At 73.0% G+C, this 19753-nt stretch carries 21 protein-coding genes; 9 read left to right on the forward strand and 12 right to left on the reverse strand.

The genetic code is table 11. The annotated features are described in order from the left end of the window. Positions 1–83 precede the first annotated feature (83 nt). The 4 genes from J3A75_RS08075 to J3A75_RS08090 all read right to left on the reverse strand — a co-directional run bounded on the left by J3A75_RS08075 (position 84) and on the right by J3A75_RS08090 (position 2911). Positions 84–452 (reverse strand): PilZ domain-containing protein, encoded by a 369-nt coding sequence (locus J3A75_RS08075; protein ID WP_024830944.1) that lies wholly within the window; start codon positions 450–452, stop codon positions 84–86. Positions 453–554: 102 nt separating this feature from the next. Then, the gene (locus J3A75_RS08080; RefSeq protein ID WP_012317831.1) at positions 555–1313 is read right to left on the reverse strand and encodes a phosphatase PAP2 family protein; all 759 of its coding nucleotides are present in this window, start codon (positions 1311–1313) and stop codon (positions 555–557) included. 31 nt (positions 1314–1344) lie between these two features. Next, positions 1345–1863, reverse strand: a complete 519-nt coding sequence (locus tag J3A75_RS08085; protein ID WP_012317832.1) for a 2'-5' RNA ligase family protein — start codon at positions 1861–1863, stop codon at positions 1345–1347. Positions 1864–1888: 25 nt separating this feature from the next. Beyond that, positions 1889–2911, reverse strand: coding sequence for an SPL family radical SAM protein (locus J3A75_RS08090; protein ID WP_085985332.1), 1023 nt, complete (start codon positions 2909–2911; stop codon positions 1889–1891). A 180-nt stretch (positions 2912–3091) separates the two neighbouring features. Here J3A75_RS08090 and J3A75_RS08095 point away from each other — a divergent pair, with 180 nt between their 5' ends. Beyond that, complete coding sequence (locus J3A75_RS08095) at positions 3092–4060, forward strand: alginate O-acetyltransferase AlgX-related protein (protein WP_024830942.1); 969 nt, start codon at positions 3092–3094, stop codon at positions 4058–4060. Here the strand turns inward: J3A75_RS08095 and J3A75_RS08100 are convergent. Then, positions 4054–4278: a hypothetical protein gene (locus tag J3A75_RS08100; protein WP_012317835.1), complete on the reverse strand. Its 225-nt coding sequence runs from the start codon at positions 4276–4278 to the stop codon at positions 4054–4056. The genes J3A75_RS08095 and J3A75_RS08100 overlap by 7 nt on opposite strands. A 272-nt stretch (positions 4279–4550) precedes the next feature. Here J3A75_RS08100 and J3A75_RS08105 point away from each other — a divergent pair, with 272 nt between their 5' ends. The 6 genes from J3A75_RS08105 to J3A75_RS08130 all read left to right on the forward strand — a co-directional run bounded on the left by J3A75_RS08105 (position 4551) and on the right by J3A75_RS08130 (position 9040). Then, on the forward strand, positions 4551–5528 hold the full coding sequence (locus J3A75_RS08105; protein ID WP_209649946.1) for a glutathione S-transferase family protein: 978 nt from the start codon (positions 4551–4553) through the stop codon (positions 5526–5528). 221 nt (positions 5529–5749) lie between these two features. After that, positions 5750–6217 carry a hypothetical protein gene (locus J3A75_RS08110; protein ID WP_012317837.1) on the forward strand — a complete coding sequence of 156 codons (468 nt, stop codon included), beginning with the start codon at positions 5750–5752 and terminating at the stop codon, positions 6215–6217. Between the two features lie 82 nt (positions 6218–6299). Then, positions 6300–7214 carry a thioredoxin gene (gene trxA, locus J3A75_RS08115; RefSeq protein ID WP_076729466.1) on the forward strand — a complete coding sequence of 305 codons (915 nt, stop codon included), beginning with the start codon at positions 6300–6302 and terminating at the stop codon, positions 7212–7214. Positions 7215–7263: 49 nt separating this feature from the next. After that, positions 7264–7929: an LON peptidase substrate-binding domain-containing protein gene (locus J3A75_RS08120; protein ID WP_012317839.1), complete on the forward strand. Its 666-nt coding sequence runs from the start codon at positions 7264–7266 to the stop codon at positions 7927–7929. Between the two features lie 12 nt (positions 7930–7941). Continuing rightward, positions 7942–8148 (forward strand): Trm112 family protein, encoded by a 207-nt coding sequence (locus J3A75_RS08125; protein WP_024830940.1) that lies wholly within the window; start codon positions 7942–7944, stop codon positions 8146–8148. 502 nt (positions 8149–8650) lie between these two features. Continuing rightward, positions 8651–9040 (forward strand): hypothetical protein, encoded by a 390-nt coding sequence (locus J3A75_RS08130; protein ID WP_012317841.1) that lies wholly within the window; start codon positions 8651–8653, stop codon positions 9038–9040. A 6-nt stretch (positions 9041–9046) separates the two neighbouring features. Here the strand turns inward: J3A75_RS08130 and J3A75_RS08135 are convergent, their stop codons facing one another. The 7 genes from J3A75_RS08135 to J3A75_RS08165 form a co-directional block, all read right to left on the reverse strand. Further along, positions 9047–9409 carry an STAS/SEC14 domain-containing protein gene (locus J3A75_RS08135; RefSeq protein ID WP_012317842.1) on the reverse strand — a complete coding sequence of 121 codons (363 nt, stop codon included), beginning with the start codon at positions 9407–9409 and terminating at the stop codon, positions 9047–9049. 178 nt (positions 9410–9587) lie between these two features. After that, on the reverse strand, positions 9588–11777 hold the full coding sequence (locus J3A75_RS08140; RefSeq protein ID WP_012317843.1) for a primosomal protein N': 2190 nt from the start codon (positions 11775–11777) through the stop codon (positions 9588–9590). A 65-nt stretch (positions 11778–11842) separates the two neighbouring features. Next, a complete protein-coding gene (locus J3A75_RS08145; protein WP_070998645.1) occupies positions 11843–13009 on the reverse strand; it encodes an MFS transporter in 1167 nt (388 codons plus the stop codon). Positions 13010–13189: 180 nt separating this feature from the next. Next, on the reverse strand, positions 13190–13447 hold the full coding sequence (locus J3A75_RS08150) for a hypothetical protein (protein WP_012317845.1): 258 nt from the start codon (positions 13445–13447) through the stop codon (positions 13190–13192). A 150-nt stretch (positions 13448–13597) separates the two neighbouring features. Continuing rightward, positions 13598–14710 (reverse strand): alpha/beta hydrolase, encoded by a 1113-nt coding sequence (locus J3A75_RS08155; RefSeq protein ID WP_029360919.1) that lies wholly within the window; start codon positions 14708–14710, stop codon positions 13598–13600. Between the two features lie 125 nt (positions 14711–14835). Beyond that, the gene (locus J3A75_RS08160) at positions 14836–16125 is read right to left on the reverse strand and encodes an App1 family protein (protein ID WP_012317847.1); all 1290 of its coding nucleotides are present in this window, start codon (positions 16123–16125) and stop codon (positions 14836–14838) included. Positions 16126–16148: 23 nt separating this feature from the next. Then, entirely contained in the window at positions 16149–16547 is a 399-nt protein-coding gene (locus J3A75_RS08165; protein WP_012317848.1) for a DUF3775 domain-containing protein, read from the reverse strand. A gap of 192 nt (positions 16548–16739) precedes the next feature. Here J3A75_RS08165 and J3A75_RS08170 point away from each other — a divergent pair, with 192 nt between their 5' ends. Next, entirely contained in the window at positions 16740–18317 is a 1578-nt protein-coding gene (locus J3A75_RS08170; RefSeq protein ID WP_209649948.1) for a hypothetical protein, read from the forward strand. A 60-nt stretch (positions 18318–18377) separates the two neighbouring features. Then, the gene (locus J3A75_RS08175) at positions 18378–19700 is read left to right on the forward strand and encodes an HlyC/CorC family transporter (RefSeq protein WP_053620728.1); all 1323 of its coding nucleotides are present in this window, start codon (positions 18378–18380) and stop codon (positions 19698–19700) included. The last annotated feature ends 53 nt before the right edge of the window (positions 19701–19753 follow it).

Below are 19753 nucleotides of genomic sequence, written 5' to 3' on the forward strand. Positions count from 1 at the left end.
TGCCTCGCCGTGTTGCCGGATCGGGAGGGCCGCGCCCGGGGCGCCGCCCGCGCCGGGAACCGCCGGGTGGCGGGACCGCGCCCTCAGTGAACGCGACCCGGCTCCGGGCTGTTTCCGTCGAGCAGCGCGGCGCGCAGACGCGCCACCTCCGCCTCGCTGGCGGCGAGCCGGCGCGCGATCGCCTCGGGCTCCGTCGCCGCGCGGGTCTCGGCGAAGCCGAGGCCGACCGACTCGCCCGACCGCCAGGCCACGAAGGCGCGCCGGGCCTCGCCGCGACAGGGGATGAACAGCTCGACGCAGTCGGAGAGCACGGCTTCCGCCGGCAGCCGGACTCGCGCCCCGTCGAGGGACACGTCGCGGACCGTGCAGTCGATCTCCGGCAGGAAGGCCGCGACGCGCAGCCGACCGCCCAGGCAGACGCGGCGTCGGGCAGTACGGCGGCGCTCGGGCACGATCGCTTGACCCTGGTGGTTCCGGTTGCGGGGACAACCACCATCCAGCCTGGACGAGCCTCGCCCGTCCACTTTAACCGCGCGTTTACCTTAACGCCGGGCTCAGGCGGGCGGCGGCGGGTCGGGCGCCTCGACCTCGCCGCGGCGCTGCAGCTGCAGGGCGACGAACCAGCACAGGGAGGCCCAGGCGGCGCCGATGCACCAGCCGGCCAGGACATCGCTCGGCCAGTGCACGCCGAGATAGATGCGGCTGATGCCGACGAGGAGCGTCACGCTCACCCCGAGCGCGAGGACCAGCGCCTTGGCGCGGCGGTTGCGCTCGACACGGGCGATCAGCGTCGCCAGGGTCAGGTAGGCGATCGCCGACATCGTGGCGTGGCCGCTCGGGAAGCTCGCCGTGAACACCTCCATGCCGTGGGGCACGAGGTCCGGCCGCGGCCGATGGTAGAAGATCTTCAGCACCGTCGAGACCAGCTCGCCGCTGCCCACCGCGGCGAGGACGTAGAGGCCGATGCGCCGGCGCCCGGACACGCCGAGATAGGCCGCCACCGCGCAGGTCAGGAACAGCACGGTGAAGACGCTGCCGAGCCCGGTGATGTCGCGCATCGATTCCTCGAGCCAGGGCGGCCCGATCGGGTCGGCGAGATCGGCGGGGTTGCGCAGGGCGAGCAGGATCCGCCGGTCGAGGGCCGCGGTGGAGCCCTCGCCGACCTCGTGCGCGAGGTAGAAGAAGCCGTAACCGAGGATGCTCAGGCAGAGCAGGGCGACGAGGGGGCCGACCTCGTTCAGGCGCAACCGCAGCCACACTGCCAGGGCGGGCTCGATCAGCCGGTTCTGCCGCAGGTTGCCCGGCGCCCTCATGCTGCCGTCCTCCGGCGCGCGTCGATAACCATCAGGTATTCTCTCCGAAGGGCAGGCGGGCGACGGCGTCCCAGGGGCCGCCGCGGTAGCGCCAGAGCAGGGTGCCGGGCGCGGTGAAGCGGAACGGCGCGAACCCGGCCGAGAGGTCTGCGTGCAGTGCCCGGGCCGTGTCCGGCGACACCTTGTTCTGCACCGTGACGTGCGGGCGCCAGCCCTGCCGATCCTGGGCGGTCAGGTGGGCGGCGAATTCCTGTGCGAGACGGGCCCGGAACCGCGCCAACGCGTCGGAGTCGAGCGCGTAGGCGACGCCGCGGCCGGTGAAGCGCAGGCCGGTCACCGCGACCTCCGGCGGCGGCACCGTGCGGGCGAGGGCGGTGATCGCCTCGATCACGCCCCGCTCCCGATCCCCCGGCAGGTGGTGGAACAGCGTCGCGTGCGCCGGGATGCGGTTCAGGGCTTCGGGGAAGTGGCGCCGCCGCTCGCCGTCGAACCGCGCGAAGGTCGGTTCGTCGAAGGCGAGCGTCAGGATCAGGGGGTCCGCGTCGATCATCGGGGCCAGATGGCGCCCGCGGGTCTCAGGTCCAGTACAGGATCCGCGCCGCCGGCAGGTCGCGGGCGAGGCACGCGGTGAGATGGGCGCGCATGGCCTGCATCAGGGGCTTCGGGAAGACGTGCTTCACCGAGCCGAACTTCGTGCGCTTCTCGACGCGCTCCGCCTCGTCGAGGGGCAGGTCCGAGCCGGGATACCAGCCGCGCAGCACCGCCTTCGAGCCCGGCGTGAACCGGTGGGTGATGAGTTCGGCGGTGAGGTCCAGATCGGGCACGCCGGCCAGCGCGTCGGCGGCGGCGCGGATCAGTCCGGCATAGGCGCCCTCCCAGTCCGGGACGGGCAGGATCGGCGCGACGGTGAGGCCGACCGGGTAGCCGGCCCGCGCCGCCGCCGCCATGGCGGCGAGCCGCGCGTCGAGGGGATCGGTGCCGCCCTCGTAATGCGCGGCCGCCCGCGGATTGACCGAGAAGCGGATGCGCGTGCGCCGGTTATGCGGCAGGTCGAGGAGCGGCTCGACCGCGGCGAACTTGGTGGTGAAGCGCAGCTGCACCGGCGCGTCCCAGGCGCCGAAATGCCGGATCGCCGCCGAGAGCGAGCCGGTGAGGTGCTCGATGCCGAGGGGATCGGTGTAGCAGGACGCCTCGAAGGTGGTCCCCTCCTGGGCCCGCTCGGCGGAGGCCGAGGTCACCGCGCCGCGCCCCGCGTAGTCCGCGAGGCTGCCGAGAATCGCCGCCAGATTGGCGTAGGCGCGGGTCACCGGCGGCCCGGACAGCGAGCCCGCGAGGTAGCAGTACTGGCAGTGGGCTGGGCAGCCCTCGGCGAGGTCGAAGCGCCAGTCGGCCGAGGGCGGGATCGGCTGCAGCCGCAGCTTGGTCGGCGGCGCGACCGTGAGCGCGAGGGTCGCCTTGGCGGCCGCGTAGGCCCGGCGAGGATCCGCCTCGCGCGGGCTCGGCAGGCGGTTCGACGGCAGCCGCTCCACCGGCAGGCCCAGCGCCTCGGCGCGGGCCAGCATGGCCCGCCCGTGAGCGTGCTCGAGGGCAGCGGGCATCACCAGCACCCGGCGCGGGCGCCACAGGCGCGCCGGGCGATCGGGCGCCGGGCCCGGGCGCTCCGGGCGATCGCGGGTCTCAACGGCCGGGGCGGGCGAGGGCGGCATGCCTGACGAACGCGCGGTACCGGCACCGGGTCCGGCCTAGTCGCCCGGTCGCGGTGCGGCTAAAGCACCGTCATGGCTGCAGGCAGGGAGAGCGTACATGTCGGCCGCGACGGCTGGTTATTCCTCACCGGAGGGACCAACCGGGTCATGGACCGGTATCGCGGCGGCCTGCGGCACTGGCTGCTGCTGCGCGGCTGGACGCGGCTGATCAGGGCCCGCGCGCGGCGGGCCGAGGGCCTCGGCATCCGCTGCCTCCACGTGATCGTGCCGGAGAAGCTGTCGGTCTACGACGACAAGACCGACGGCCTGCGCTACGCCCCCGGCAAGGCCTCGACCCGGCGGCTGGCCCGGAGCCTCGCCCGGGACCCGGCCTATCTCGATCTCCTCGCCCCGCTCCGCGCCGCCCGGAACGGACCGGTGCCGCTCTACCTGCGCACCGACACCCACTGGACGGCGCAGGGCTGCCTGCTGGCCTACCGCGAGATCATGCGGGCGCTCGGGGCGATCCCGCCGGCCGATATCGGCGCGCGTCCGGGCATCGTCTCGGACCAGCTGATGGACCTCGGCGAGAAGCTGCCCGATCGGCCGCGCGAGCGCCTGGAGCGGTTCATGCTGCAGCGCGACGCGACGCGGGTGGAGACCGGGCCGCTGCTCGCCGCCTACGAGGCGGAGGGGCGCGACCGGGAGGTGCATGTCGGCGCGCATGTCGTCTACCGGAACGCGTCAGCGACGGCCGATCCGCGCCGGCTCGTCCTGTTCGGCGATTCCTGCGCCCATTTCGACCCGTTCCTGCTGACCGGGCTGCTCGCCGAGAGCTTCAGCGAGGTGCACTTCGTCTGGTCGTCGAGCCTCGACTGGGCCTATATCGAGCGGGTCAGGGCCGACATCCTGCTGTTCGAGCTGGCCGAGCGCTTCCTCGCCAAGCTGCCGAAGGACGATTTCGACGTGGCCGTCGCCGGCCAGCGCGGGACCGGCGGCCGCCTCGCGAAGCTCCGGACCGGCGGCCTCGGCGCCGTCGGACGCGGGGCGCCGCCTCAGTAGATCGCCGGATCCAGACGGGCGAAGTCGGCGACGCTCGCCGCTTGGTACTTCGCGAAGGATTCCGGCGCGCACGCGATGCCGATCATCAGGACGAGGAGCGTCGCGAGGCACGCGAGCGTCGCGGTGACCACGTCGGCGTGGCGCCGCAGGGCGTGGATCACCAGGCACCCGAACGTGAACAGGGCCGCCTCGGCGACGGGCACCAGCGCGAACGACATCACTTCACCTCCATCGATCCCCCACCGGGTCGGGCAGCTGCGGCACGCGCACGGCGACGGGCGGGTGACGCGACAGATGGCCGAGTTTGCTGCACCGCAACAGACGGGCGAGCGCAGGCCTGCCTTGCGTGGCGTTCGCGGGCTACGGGGGACCGCCCGAGGGCGGCGCGACCCCGGATCGACATGGCGCGTCGCGTGCCGCTCCGCACGCGCCTTCACACCGGCCGCGCGAAGCCCATCTGGTCGGATAATTCGAGCAAGCGGAGACGACGATGGGCCTCCTCGTGGACGGCATCTGGTGCGACCAGTGGTACGACACCGCCGCGACGGGCGGCCGCTTCGAGCGCAAGGCCTCCGTCTTTCGCAACTGGGTCACCGCCGACGGGTCGCCCGGTCCATCCGGCGCGGGCGGCTTCCGCGGCGCGCCGGGGCGCTACCACCTCTACGTGTCCCTGGCCTGCCCCTGGGCGCACCGCACGCTGATCGGCCGCGCCCTGAAGGGGCTGGAGGACGCGATCTCGGTCTCGGTGGTCGACCCGCACATGGGCGCGGAGGGCTGGGTCTTCGGCGACACGCCGGGCGCGACGCCGGACCCGATCCACGGCGCCCGGCGCCTCTACGAGGTCTACCTGGCGGCGGATCCGTCCTACAGCGGCCGCGTCACCGTCCCGACCCTCTGGGACCGGGAGCGCGCCACCATCGTGTCGAACGAATCCGCCGAGATCCTGCGGATGCTGAACGACGCCTTCGGAGGGACCGGCCCCGACCTCTATCCGCCGGACCTGCGCGCCGAGATCGACGCCGTGAACGCCCGCGTCTACGACCGCGTGAACAACGGGGTCTACAAGGCGGGCTTCGCGACGAAGCAGGAGGCCTACGCCCAGGCCTTCGAGGCCCTGTTCGCCGAACTCGACGCGCTGGAGGCGCGCCTCGACCGGAGCCGCTACCTCTGCGGGGATCGGCTGACCGAGGCCGACATCCGGCTGTTCACAACCCTGGTGCGGTTCGACGCCGTTTATGTCGGGCACTTCAAGTGCAACAAGCGCCGGATCGCCGACTACCCGAACCTGTCGAACTATCTCCGCGACCTCTACGCGTTGCCCGGCGTCGCGCCGACCGTGAACCTCACCCACATCAAGCGGCACTATTACGAGAGCCATCCGACCATCAATCCGACGGGAATCGTGCCCCTCGGGCCGGAGCTGGACTTCGCCGCGCCGAACGATCGGGCCCTGCGGTTCGCGGGCTAGGGCCGGCCCCGATCGTGCTGCGACGGCCTGCAAGACCGGCCTCTCCGGTCCGGACGGCCGCGACATGCCCCCTCTCCCCTGCGGGAGCGGGGGATCCGCGCGTCGTTCCGCCCGGCGGGCCCCCGACTCACCCGCCGTCGAGCCGGTTCTCGGGCGGAGACCCTCGACGGCAGTCGCCGCGCGCCTAGTTCGGCTCTCAACCGGAGGATGCCCGACACGCCATGACCGACCGCCTGCGCCTCGCGCTGCTCTGCGCCCTCGTCAGCCTGCCCTCCGCGGCCCACGCCCAGGCGGCGCTGCGGCTGGAGGGGACCTGCGAGAAGCTCGTCATCGGCACGCAGGACCTGAGCCGTGCCTGCAGCAACGTCCTGACGAACGCGGTCAGCCGCAACCGCACGAGCTTCGACTTCACCACCGCCGACGGCCAGACCCTCAGCTTCAGCGGCAACGGCGCCCAGCAGGAAGCCACCGAGGAGACCGATCCGCTGCAGCCGATCAACGTCGTCACCACGGGCAAGGACGGTGCCCCGATCCTCGCGATCGGTGCCTGCCGCTTCTCGACACCGGAGCCCGGGCGCACCGCGATCACCTGCGAGGCCAGCACCGCCGACGGGCGCCCCTTCGCCGGCACGTTCGTGACCGCCGCCAAGGCGGCGGCAGGAGCGCCGGCCGCCGCGCCGCCGCGCTGAGGATACCGGTCTATGGGCTGGTCAGATCGGGGCGGAAGCCCCATTTAAGGGGCTCCACGAAAAAGGTTCCGAAGCCAGACCGATGCTCAACGACACCCTCGCCGCGGGCGGTGCCCCGGCCGGCGACACCGGCTCCCTCATCAAGGACACGACCACGGCGAGCTTCCGTCAGGATGTCATCGCCGAGTCGATGCACCGGCCGGTCCTGGTCGACTTCTGGGCGCCCTGGTGCGGGCCGTGCAAGCAGCTCACGCCGGTTCTGGAGAAGGTGGTCCGGGAGGCCGCGGGCGCGGTCGTCCTGGCCAAGATGAACATCGACGAGCATCCCTCGATCGCCGGTCAGCTCGGCATCCAGTCGATCCCGGCGGTGATCGTCTTCCAGAAGGGCCAGCCGGTCGACGGCTTCATGGGCGCGGTTCCGGAGAGCCAGATCAAGGAGCTGATCGGGCGCGTGGCCGGCCCGCAGCAGGACCCGCTGGAGGCGGCCCTCGCCGACGCGGCCGCCCTGATCCAGGAGGGCGACCTCGCCGGCGCCGCCGAGATCTACGCGGCCGTGCTGGAGCAGCAGCCCGACAACGTCACCGCGCTGGCCGGCCTCGCGAAGATGCAGCTCGACGCGGGCGAGATCGAGAACGCCAAGCGCGTGCTGGCGATGGTTCCGGAGGCGAAGGCCGGCGACCCGGCCCTCGTCGGCATCCGCGCCGCCCTGGAACTCGCCGAGCAGGCCGCGTCGCTGGGCGATCTCGCGGGCCTGCAGCGGGAGGTCGAGGCGAACCCCGACGCCCATCAGGCGCGGTTCGACCTCGCGCTCGGGCTCGCCGCCCGGGGTGAGCGCGGCCTGGCCGTCGATCACCTGATCGAGCTGCGCAAGCGCGACAAGGACTGGAACGAGGACGGGGCGCGCAAGCAGCTGCTGCAGTTCTTCGAGGCCTGGGGTGTGATGGACCCGGACACGATCCGCGGCCGCCGCAAGCTCTCGGCGCTTCTATTCTCGTGAGGCACCGGCTCGCACCCCGGCCCACCGATCGGCCCCTCTGGGAGGCGCCATGAGCACCCATGCGAGCTACAAGGGCCCTGCGGACTGCCCTCCCGTCATCCCGGTCTTCCCGCTGTCCGGCGCGCTGCTGCTGCCGCGGGGACAGATGCCGCTGAACATCTTCGAGCCGCGCTACCTCGCGATGGTCGACGATGCCATGCGCACCGACCGGATCATCGGCATGATCCAGCCCGATCCCGAAGGTTCGAGCGGGGCGAACCCGAAGCTCTACCGCGTCGGCTGCGCGGGCCGCGTGACCCAGTACGCCGAGACCGGCGACGGTCGGTACCTGATCTCGCTCACCGGTGTCACCCGGTTCCGGGTCGAGAGCGAGCTGGCCTCGATCGGCCCCTATCGCCGCTGCCACGTCTCCTACGACGAGTTCGCGGTGGACTTCGAGCCGCGGGCGGGCGAGGAGCAGGTTGACCGTGACGGCGTCCTCAAGGCGCTGCGCGATTTCGTGGAGTCGAACGACCTCAAGGTGGACTGGGCCGGGATCGACGAGGCGCCCGACGAGGCGCTGGTCAACGCCCTGTGCATGATGAGCCCGTTCGGGGTGCGCGAAAAGCAGGCGATGCTGGAGGCTCCCGACCTGAAGACCCGGGCCGAGATCCTGATCGCGGTCACGCAGATGGAACTGGTTCGCGGCTCGGGCCCCGAGTCGCCGATGCAATAGGTTGCCTCACCGATGTCCAACGATCTCACCGCCCCCGTCGAGGCGACCCGCGTCGACCCGAAGCTCCTGGAGATCCTCGTCTGCCCGCTGACCAAGGGCACCCTCGAATACGATTCGGCCCGGCAGGAGCTGATCAGCCGCTCGGCGAAGCTCGCCTACCCGATCCGCGACGGGATCCCGATCATGCTGCCCGAGGAAGCCCGTCCGCTGATTGACTGAGCGCCACCGGCCGCTCCGGCCGTCGCGCGGCGGAGCGGCCTGACACGACGCGCGGGACGGGCGGGGGACTGGAATGCTGCCCGCGCCCGCTGGCAGATCCGAACGCGGCCGGCCCGGACCTTCCGATGCTATTTCGCCGAGAGCCTATTCGGCCTCCGGCGCCCGGGGCACGCCCGCGGAGAGGGGATCAGGAACAGTTCGAAGGCGCTCGTCCGCGGGCCCGGCGGCTCCGGTCCTCCCCGTTGAGATGCTGGGCTACCTCCGCGCGTGTCCGTGATGAGCGGAGACCTGGACGGCCCGATCGGCAGATCAGGCGACAGCATCGGCGGCGTCGAGCTTGACCATTCTTCGCGGGCTCCTCAGCCGTAATCTATCTTGAACAGGCGGGAGGCGGCCATACTCTTGCCGCTTCCATCGTTCAGCGTCGGGTCATCCTCGATCGATGATTGTGACCGTGCACGCCGCTCCGGGCGGCGCTCGCTTCGCTGAAAGATTGCATCGCATGATTAAGCTGACCGCGGTCGCGGCTCTCGCCGCCGGCCTGTCCCTCCCGACGTGCCTGCCCGCCAGCGCGGGGCCGAGCACGCATAACGGGCGGTGGTCGGTGGAGCTCGTGACGGAGAGCGGCCTGTGCAGCGCCCGCTACACCTACGCGCTCGCCATCCGCGAGGGGCAGGTGCAGCTCATTTCCGGCAGCGCCGGGGCGCAGGTGAACGGCCACGTGCGGCCCGACGGCAGCGTCGGCATCACCGTCAGCAACGGGACGGCGAGCGGCACCGGCACCGGGCGGCTCCAGGCCGGCAGCGGCGCCGGCACCTGGAAGGTCTCGTCCCTGTGCTCCGGTCACTGGACCGCGCGGCGCAGCGACACCCGCACCGCGCAGGCCGATTGAGGTCGCTCAGGCCGCCGCGGCGAGCCAGCTGCGCGCCTCGTCGATGCGGGCGCGCTCGAACACCTTGATCTGGGTCGGCGAGACGAAGTTGAAGGTCTCGGCGAGCGCCTTCAGCCAGGGAGCGTCCGTGACCAGGGCGACGTGGCTGACGCTCTTCATCATCGAGAACCCGAAGCGCGGGTCCTTGAAGAAGGCCGCCGGCTCCATGCCCTCGAAGGCGCGGATATCCTCGAGCAGCTTGATCTTGCCGCCCTTGTCGAGGTCGGCCTTCATCGCGGTCATCGCCGCGTTCATCTCCTCGTCGGTGATCTTCCCGTCGACCACGATCTCGGCGACATTCGAATCCGGCGTCTTGGTGTAGGTCAGCACTGATCGCTCCTCCGGGAACCGCACGCGTCCCGTAGCCGGTCTCCGACCAGGGTCCGCCGCCCGTGACCTGAGCCATACCCGATCGCGGGACGAACCGGTATGGCCCCGGACCCTCGCTCTGACGTGCCTCCCGACGGCGAACCGGCGTTCACAAGGCCGGGGGGGTCCGCGAAGTCTCCTACAAAAAGCTCTGCGGGTCGACATCAATGGCGACCCGCACGTTGCCCCGCACCTTCGGGCCCCGGGCGATCCAGGCGCGCAGGTAGGCCTGGAGATCGACGTTGCGCTCGGTCTTCACGAGCAGCCGGAAGCGGTAGCGGCCGCGCACCAGGGCGAGCGGCGCCTCGGCGGGCCCCAGCACCATCACGCCCTCCGGCGGCTCGGCGGCGCGGGCCAAGGCCTGACCGTGCGCCTCCGCGACCTCGCGCTCGCTCGCCGAGACGATCAGGGCCGCGAGCCGCCCGAACGGCGGCAGGCCGGCCGCCTCGCGGGCCTGGATCTCCTCCGCGTAGAAGCGCTCGGCGTCGCCCGAGAGGAGCGCCGCGATCACCGGGTGGTCCGGCTGGTAGGTCTGGACCAGGGCGCGCCCGGGCTTCTCGCCGCGTCCGGCGCGCCCGGTGACCTGCTGGAGCAGCTGGAAAGTCCGCTCGGCTGCCCGCGGGTCGCCCGATGTCAGGCCGATATCGGCGTCGAGGACGCCGACCAGGGTCAGGAACGGGAAGTTGTGGCCCTTGGCCACGAGCTGCGTGCCGATCACGACGTCGCACTCGCCCGCCGCCACCGCGTCGAGTTCCTGGCGCAGACGCTCGGCGCCGCCGGGGAAGTCGCTCGACAGGACGACGATGCGCCGGTCGGGGAACATCTCGGCGGCCTCTTCGGCGATCCGCTCGACACCGGGCCCGCACGCGGTGAGATTGTCGAAGGTCCCGCACTCGGTGCAGGCCTCCGGCCGGCGCTCCGCGTAGCCGCACTGGTGGCAGACCAGCGCCCGGCGGAACCGGTGCTCCACGAGCCAGGTCGAGCAGTTCTTGCACTGGTAGCGGTGGCCGCAGGCCCGGCAGAGGGTCAGCGGCGCGTAGCCCCGGCGGTTGAGGAACAGCAGCGCCTGCTCGCCGCGCTCCAGGGTGCTCTTCACGGCGTTGACCAGCGGCGGGCTCAGGAAGCGGCCCCGCTCGGGCTGGTCGAGGCGCATGTCGATGGCGGCGATGTCGGGCAGTCGCCGCCCGCCGAAGCGCTCGGGGAGCAGGACGTGCCGGTAGCGCCCCCGCGCGGCGTTGACGCGGGTCTCGATGGCGGGCGTCGCCGAGGTCAGGACGACCGGGCAGCCCTCGAGGCGTCCGCGCACGACCGCCATGTCGCGGGCGTGGTAATGGACGCCGTCCTCCTGCTTGTAGGCGGTCTCGTGCTCCTCATCGACCACGATCAGGCCGAGCCGCGCGAAGGGCAGGAACAGGGCCGAGCGCGCGCCGACCACGACGAGCGCCTCGCCCTCGGCCACGGCGGCGCGCAGGCGCTCGCGCCGCCTGCCGCCGATCCCCGAATGCCACGCGGCCGGCCGGACCCCGAACCGCGCGGCGAACCGGTCGAGGAACTGCGCCGTCAGGGCGATCTCGGGCATCAGGATCAGTGCTTGGCGCCCGGCGCGGATGCAGGCCGCCACCGCCTCGAAGTAGACCTCGGTCTTGCCCGAGCCGGTGACGCCCTCCAGCAGGACCGGGCGGAGATCGTCGGCTTCCTGCGGCTGCGGCCGGTCCCACGGGAAGGGCGCGACGAGGGCCGACACGGCCTCGGCCTGCGCGGGCGAGAGCGGCGCCCGCGGGAAGTCCGGGTCCGGCCGCGGCGCGACCGGCTCCGGCTCGACCGCGACGGTCTCGAGGACGCCGTCGTCGATCAGCCCGTCGACCACCGAGAGCGAGACGCCGGCCTCCTTGGCGAGCGCGCTCTTGCCGCGCAGGGCGCCGTCGGCCGCCGCGGCGAGCACCTTGGTGCGGGCCGGAGTCGGCCGGGACGGGGGCTTGTCCGTGAGGCGCACGGCGACCCGGGCGGTCTCGCCGGCCGCCGCCTCGTCGGGCAGCCGCAGCACCATGGCCAGCGCCGAGCCCTTGGGCGCCAGCGTGTAGCGGGCGATCCAGTCGACGAGGCTGCGCAGCGGGTCCGAGAGGGGCGGGTAGGGCAGGCGGCCGGTCACCGGCCGGAGGTTCGAGCCGCCGGGCGTCTCGGCGACGCCCCAGACGACCCCGACGATCTCGCGCGGGCCGAGCGGCACCTGCACCACGTCGCCCGCGGCGAGGTCGAGCCCGGCCGGCGCCACGTAGCTGTAGGGCGTATCGAGGGCGAGCGGGATCAGGATCTCGGCGACGACGGGCATGCGGGGCTTTTCGGGCGGGTCCGTTCCGGGTCCGTACCATAGGCGCGGGAAAAGAACCCGCCGCTTCAGCGATCCCGCAGCGCCGGCACGAGCGGCAGGGCCGCGAGACTCAGCGCCGCCATGGCCCAGAAGGCCGGTGCGCCGAACGCGCCGTACAGAGCCCCGGAGGCCAGGGTCGCCGCGACCCCTGAGAGGCCGAGGCCCAGCGTCCCGTAGAGCGCCAGCGCGGTCGTCCTGAGATCGGCCGGCGTCGACGCCTCGATGAGCCTCAGGCAGGCGAGGTGCAGGAGGGCGAAGCTCAGCCCGTGCAGGGACTCGGCGGCGGCGAGCCACGGGATCGCGGTCGTGGATCCCAGCACCGCCCAGCGCAGGGCCCCCGCGCAGGCCGCCACCGCGACGCCGGCCGCGGGGCCGATCCGCGCCAGCAGGGGCGGCCCGACCAGCAGGAACACCAGGACCTCGGCGGCCACCGAGACCGACCAGAGCAGGCCGGCGGTGGTCGCCGCGATCCCGGCGGACCGCCACAGGATCATGGCGAAGCCGTCGTGCATCGCGTGCGCGCCGATCACCAGGCCGGCGACGAGCACCGTGCGGCGGAAGCGCGGCAGGGCGACCAGGGCGGCGAAGCCGTGCCACGGCGCCCCGGCCCGAGCCGCGACGCCCGGGCCGGCGGGCAGGGCCAGGGCCGCCGCGCCGGCGGCCAGGAACAGGCTGCCGCTCGCCACGAGGGCGGCGGCGAGGCCGTAGAGGCCGATCAGCCAGCCGGCCGCGGCTGTGCCGGCGATGAACGCGGCCGAGCCCGCGCCGCGGACCCAGCCGTACTGGAACGCCGCACCGCCCCGTGCGGCGGCCAGCGCGAGCGCGTCGGCGAGGGGCGCCGGGGCCGCGGTGCCCGCCGCGTAGAGGAGCGCCGGACCGATCAATTGCGCCAGCCCGGCGCCGGGCAGGTGCGCCAGGGCGCTGAGCCCGGCCAGCGCGAGACTCGCTGCCAGGACGGATCGGCCGGCCCGGTGGCGGTCGGCGAAGGCGCCGGCCAGGGGCCCGATCCCGAGGCGCAGGGCGCCCGCGGCCGCGAGGAGGAGACCGATCTCGCCGGGCGTCAGACCGCGCGCGGCGAGGAAGCCCGGCAGCACCGGCGACAGGACGCCGTAGGCGCCGTAGAGCGCCGCGTACAGGGCGAGAAACCGGGCGAGCCCGCCGCGCCGTTCCGCGCTGCTCCCCTCGGCCCTCATCGGGATGTTCGCACCGGACGGGTCTTCACCCCGTCATTCCGCGCGGGGGACGGCCTGCCCGGGACGACGGCGCCCGGAGCGAGTCCTCGAGCAAAGTCCCGCACGCCACAGTCTCCCGCCCGGACGGGCGGAGCCTAGCATTGCGGGACGGGCCCGCGTCAGCGGCTCGGCACGGCGTTCTCAGCAGGGCCGGCGGACGGCGTAGCGGTAGCGCCGTCCCTGCGCGTCGAGCAGCTCGCTGTCGGGCCCCTCCTGCCACACGACCTCGTCCTCTGGACCCGCCGCGTCGGTGAGGGTCGCCCCGCGGACGATGTCGAGGCTGAGTCCGAACCCGTAATTGGTGGCGGTCGCGTCCGTGATCGCGGCCGAGATGTCGGCCTCGTCGGGCAGGCAGGCGAACAGGACGCCGTCGGCGATGGCGAGGGTGTAGGTTTGCACGGATGGCCTCCAGGAGGCTCGAGGAGCGTGAACCGGCATGCGAGCGCCCGAACCTAGGCATCGCGGCCGCGATGTGAACCCATCCCACCGAAATGCTGCATTGCACCATTTCGTGAGCGCAAGCTCCGCGCAAGCCCGCCCCGCCGCGCCTCAGCGCCCGAGATGCCCGTCGAAGAAGCGCGCCATCTCGCCGAACACCTCCCGGGTCTCGGGCGCGTCCGGCGTGAACAGGTACTGGGCGTGGGACATGCCCTCGAACACCTGCAGCGACGCGTCGATCCCGGCGGCGCGCAGCTTCCGGTGGGTGCGCACCGTGTTCGACAGGAACAGGTCGCGGGTGCCGGTGACCAGGATCGCGGGCGGCAGGCCGGTGAAGTCGCCGTAGATCGGCGAGAGCTGCGGGTCCTTCAGGTCGCGGCCGGCGGCGTAGAGCTTCGCGGCCGGCGTCAGGTAGCCGTGATAGCTGACGAGGACGTTGTCGAGCCACTCGTTGGTCCGGTAGCTGTCGCCGGTCTCGGTCATGTCCGACCAGGGTGTTCCGAGGCCGATCGCCGCCGGCAGCGCCAGACCCTCGGCCTTGGCGCGCAGCATCAGGGCCAGGGTCATGCCGCCGCCCGTGGAAGTGCCGAAGACCGCCATGTTCCCGGGCTTCTGCATGGACAGCATCGCCCGCCACACGGCGGTGGCGTCGTCCATGGCCGCCGGGTAGGGGGCATCCGGCGGCATGCGGTAATCGACCGAGATGACCTTGTAGCCGCCGAGGCCGGCCATCAGGATCGCCTCCAGCGTGCCGGCTTCGCCGGGATTGTAGACGTAGCCGCCGCCGTGGATGTGCAGGAGCAGCCGGTTGCGGTTCGCCTCGGGTATCTGCCGGGGCTGGACCACGAAGGCCTTCACGCCGCCGATCACCGCGGCCTCGCTGGTGACGCCGAGCTTCTCGCGCAGGGCCGGGAGGGTGGCGGCTCCGGCAGCAGCGAGCTTGTCGACCAGCGCCTTCCAGGCCGCGGCGTCCGGCGGGTTCGCGTTCCAGGCCGGCACGCGGTAGGGCGCCGCCACGGCGGTTCGGAACTGCGGGCTCGTCGTGTCGGGCACGGGCACGACCTTGGCCGGGACCGTCCGCGGACCCGGGGCGGCGTTGGCGGCACCCATCTCGGCTTCCAGTTGCTCGAAACCCGGAGCCGGCCTCTCCGCCGGCGCGGCCTGCCCGAAGGCGACCTGGGTGCCGCAGGCGATCATCAGCAGCGCGGACAGGCTCGAACGCATCTCGGTTCCTCCAGCGGCAGCCCGGCCTGCGAACCCGTCCCGGCGGGTGCCCGCTGCGCCGGCTCGGAAACTATGGGACGGGGCCGAGCGCGACAGCGGCCCGGGTTACGATCGTGGCCGCGCGTTCACGCGCCGAGCCGCGGGAGCGCGGCCGGCGTCTCCGGCTCGACCACCAGGGTCGCCGGCACGGTGCCGTCGCCGGCGAGCGCCTCGGCGATCGCCTCGGGCCCGATCGGGTCATCCGTCGCGTCGGCAACGCCCGATGGCTCCGGCGTGATCCGCGCAGTCTCCCGGCGCGGCCCGGTCTCGGCCGCCGCGGCGTGCTCGTCGGCGACGCCGGCCACCGCCCCGGGCGCGATCAGCCCGATGGCGGCGGCGTGCTCGGCCATGGCGACGCTGTCGGCGGCGAGCACGAGGCTCGATCCGGCCCGGGCGACGGCACCGGCGAGCCGGACGATCTCCTCGACCCGCGCGGCGTCGCGGGACACGTTGCGGATGTAGACGGCCAGCACCCGCCCGGGATTCTCCTCGACGATCTGCGCGTAGACCTCCGGGTCGTGCTGGCCGCTGTCGCCGATCAGCACGAAGGGCAGATCGCGGTAGAGGGCAAGCATGTGCCGGATCAGCGCCTGCTTGTGGTCGGTGGCCCGGCGCGGCAGCGGGTGAGTCCAGGACAGGCCCCATTCCCGCAGGAACAGCACCGGCCCGGCCGGGATGCCGTGGCGCTGGAAGAACTCGGACAGCATCTCGTAGAGGCCCCAGGGCGCGCGGGACACGTAGAGCATCGGGTTGCCCTCGTCGCCTCCGGCGCCCGCGTGGAGGGCGCGGTAGAGGGCGGCGACGCCCGGGAAGGCGACCCGGCTCTCGGCATCCTCGACGAACAGGCGCCAGAGCATCTTCAGCTTGTTGGCGACGCCGGTGCGCATCACCGTGTCGTCGATGTCGCTGACCACGACGCAGCGGCAGCGGTCGTGCGGGATGAACACCGCGCCCTCGGCGGGGATCGGCGGATCGGCATCGAGGAGGAGGTCGACCGCGTGCCAGTCACCCGCCTCGGTGGGGGGCGTCCGCGGGTGCAGGTGCACGCGGAAATAGCCGTCCCGGTCGGTCTCGACCCGCACGGCGTCGTCGCCGAACCGGGCGGTCACGCCCGCACCGGCGATCGTCCGCCGGGCGATGCGGCGGCGCAGGTCGCGCCACTGCGCCCGCAGGGACTCGGGATCCTCGCCGGGGATCCCCGGCGACTGCCGGAAGACGCGGCCGATCAGGAACACCTCGTCGCGGGATCCGTAGCCGCGGTACGGCTCGACCACGAGCCCGCCCCGGCCCTTGCCGCCACGCCCCTGCGCGCGACGGACCGGCCGGGTGAGGACCCGCAGGGCCTTGGTGGCGCCCCTGCGCGCGCGCGAGACCATGGCGACCGGCCGCCGTCAGGCGCTCAGGCCTGCGGCAGTTCGGGGCTGAGCCCCATCGCGTCGAGGCCCTCCTCCAGGAGATCGCCGGCATCGGGGCTGCCGAGCAGTTCCCGCACGGCGCCCTCGCCGGCGGCCTCGCGCTCGCGGGCGAAGCGCACCGCCTCGCTCCACTCTTCCGGTTCCATGTCGCCGCGCCCGACGTAGAGGAGGGCGAGCAGTTCGGCACGGGAATCGTCGTCGAGCCCGGCGATCATGCCCCGGACCTCGGATTCCGTCGCGTCGTCGGTGCCGGAGACCAGGACGTCGGTGGCGCCGTCGTCGATCGGGTTCGAGCCAGAATCCGGGTCGGTGTTGCCCTCTTTCACCTCGACGGCGCGCAGCCGCATGACGATGTCGGTGACGGTTTCGACGGCGATATCCATGCGCTGATCTCCGGACGCTGACGGGGTCGGGCAAGCGGGGCCCTCAAGCCGCGACAACGGGCGAGCGGGCGCCGGGTTCGCCCCGTCCCCATCGAAGGTGGGTTGCGTGGTCCGCGCCACTTTCCGGCTCAGCGCCCCTGGGATAGAGGCTGCGAGACTAATCCGACACCCGGATCGACATCGGCGATAGACGTGATTTCTATTAAGACTGTCAGGACGTCGCCGGCCGATACCGTCATTCCTCCTGCACGCGGCGTCGCGTCCCGGCGGTCGGGCGGCCGCCTGCACCTCGCGGCGCTCGCGGCGCTGGCCGGATCCGCGCTCATCGGGACGCGATCCGCCGAGGCCCGGCCCACCGGCTACGAGGGGAGCGCCCCGAGCTGCTTCCTGACCGGCGGCGGCGCGCTCGAGATCTGCCGCGAGGGCTCGGAGGCCGAGGGCGTCCTGATCGCGCCGGCCCCCTGCGCCTTCGTGCGCGGCGTGCAGATCCTGCGGCTCGCACGCTCCGAGGCGCCCGGCCCGCTCCAGGCCGTGTTCCAGGGCCAGACCCCGGCGGCGTCCCGCCGGGACGAGCCCTGCCCGAAGCGGCGCGCCACGGACAGCCGCGACGGCGGCGCCCTGCGCACCGGCCGCACCTTCGAGGCCCTGGTCACGACGCTGCCGCCCTCGGCCGACCGGTTCTGGGTCGACCTGCCGGAGGAGCGCGCGCGGACGCGGGGCTGGTCCGAACCGACGCCGTCCGCCGAGGGCATCGGCCCGCGCGACCCGATCGCGGTGACGGGCCGGACCTGGGCCGGCGAGGCCTACAGCTACGTCTTCCTGCTCGGGCAGGAGCGCGTGGGCGTCACCGGCGGCGACGGGGCCGACACCGAGCGCCGCGGCCGGCGCCGGCGCCGGCGGACGGAGCGGGACGAGCCTGCCACGGGGCCGGCGGACGTCCGGCGCCGCGTCCAGATCGAGGCGCGCACCCTCGACTTCCAGACCTTCGAGATCCGGACCCGCACCGCCGACGGCTACGGGCTGACCTGGACGCCGTTCGAGGCCGGCGCCGGCCGCGGCCGGCGCGCCGACCCGCCCGTCCCCGCCGCGGTGGTCGACGAGGCGGGCAAGCCCGTCACGTCGGCCTGCGCGGCGCCCGCCTTCGAGACCCACGGCCTCGCTGGCTCGATCAGCGTCGTCGACCGCACCTATCACTACGTCTACACCGACGTGCTGCCCGAGGATTGCGGCCTCGCCCCCGAGAAGCGCCGCACCGGGCTGTTCCTGCGCACGGCGCAGGACCTGTCGGGGCCGAAGGTCTGGTCGACGGCGCGCAAGCTCGCCGGGCCGCTGCCGCCCGGAACCCTGGTGCGGGTGGCCCGGGCCAAGGGCATGCAGCGCTGGGCCGTGTCCTACACGTGCCAGCGGCCCGCCAATGCCCCGGGCGGCCCGGTGGCGGATATCTGCCTGCAGTACACGGCCGACCTGAACCTCGACGGGATCGGCGCCCTCAAGCTCTATGCCGATCCGGTGGAAGCGGGCCGCTCCGCCGCCTATCTCGGGCTGCGCTCGGGGGGCGACGGCAGCGGCCGGTACGACCGCAGCGCGCATTTCTGGATGACCGACGCGGAGGGCAACCTCGACACGCCGGCGATCTACCCGAACAAGGCGGGCTTCCTGACCTGGCTCGACCGGCTCGCCCCGACCGCCTCCGGGCGCGACGCGTCGAGCCTGTACGGGCGGCCCGTCTACTGGGCGACGTGGACGGTGCGCCCGATCGGCGCGCAATAAGTCGCAGGAGGCGCTATATGGGCGGCCGACAAGCCGCGCGAGGCGTGCCTGACGGACCCGATGGAAACCCATATCGACCTGTGGTTCGCCGCGAGCATCGTGGCGATCTCGTTGCTGCTCTCGGCCTTCTTCGCGGGCGCGGAGACCGCCTTCACGGCCGCCTCGCGGGCCCGGATGCACGCCCTCGAGCAGGCGGGCGACCCGCGCGCCGCGATCGTCAACCGCATCCTGGCGATCCGCGAGCGCTTCATCGGCGCGATGCTGATCGGCTACAACATCGTGGCGATCGGCGCCTCGGCCTTCACCACCAGCGTGCTCACCGCGCTGTTCGGCAAGAGCGGCGTCATCTACGCGACGGTCGGCATGTCGGTGCTGGTCATCGTCTTCGCCGAGGTGCTGCCGAAGACGCTGGCGATCTCGAAGCCCGACAAGACCGCGCTGCTCACCGCCCGGCCCGTGGCCTTCGCGGTGGCGCTGATGGGCCCGCTGGCGCTCGCCATCGAGCAGGTCGTGCGGGTGATGCTGAAGCCGTTCGGCGTCACCATCGGCGAGCACCAGTCGATCCTCACCGCCGCCGAGGAGCTGCGCGGCCAGGTGGCGCTGATGCACCGGGAGGGCGGCGTCGCCAAGGCCGAGCGCGACATGCTGGGCGGCCTGCTCGACCTGTCGGACCTGTCGGTCTCCGACGTCATGGTCCACCGCACCAAGATGCGGGCGATCGACGCCGGCCAGCCCTCCGAGGACATCGTCCGGGCGGTGCTGTCCTCGCCCTACACCCGCATGCCGCTGTGGCGCGGCACGCCCGAGAACATCGTCGGCGTCCTCCACGCCAAGGACCTGCTGCGGGCGCTCGACGCCGCGGGCGGCGACGCCTCCGGCCTCAAGGTCGAGGCGCTGGCCCTCGAGACGTGGTTCGTGCCGGGCACGACGTCGCTGCGCGCCCAGCTCAAGGCCTTCCTGACCAAGAAGACCCACTTCGCCCTGGTGGTCGACGAGTACGGCGAGGTGATGGGGCTCGTGACCCTGGAGGACATCCTGGAGGAGATCGTCGGCGACATCGCCGACGAGCACGACGTCACCGTCTCGGGCGTGCGCCCGCAGGGGGACGGGTCGGTGAACGTCGACGGCGGCGTGCCCATCCGCGACCTGAACCGGGCCATGGACTGGAACCTGCCCGACGAGGAGGCGACCACGATCGCCGGCCTCGTCATCCACGAGGCCCGGACCATCCCGGATCAGGGAACGGCCTTCAACTTCCACGGCTTCCGCTTCCAAGTGCTGCGGAAGGCCAAGAACCGCATCACCACGCTGCGCATCACGCCGCTGACCTCGGCGGGGATCCAGGCCGCCGCGCTGCCGGACGCGCCGCGCGACGCGGTGTGACGGCGGCGCGCGCCGAGCGCGGCCGCGATGTGCGCCCGCGCCGCCACGCGCGC

The organism is Methylobacterium sp. PvP105 (genome assembly GCF_017876975.1).
GTDB lineage: Bacteria > Pseudomonadota > Alphaproteobacteria > Rhizobiales > Beijerinckiaceae > Methylobacterium > Methylobacterium radiotolerans.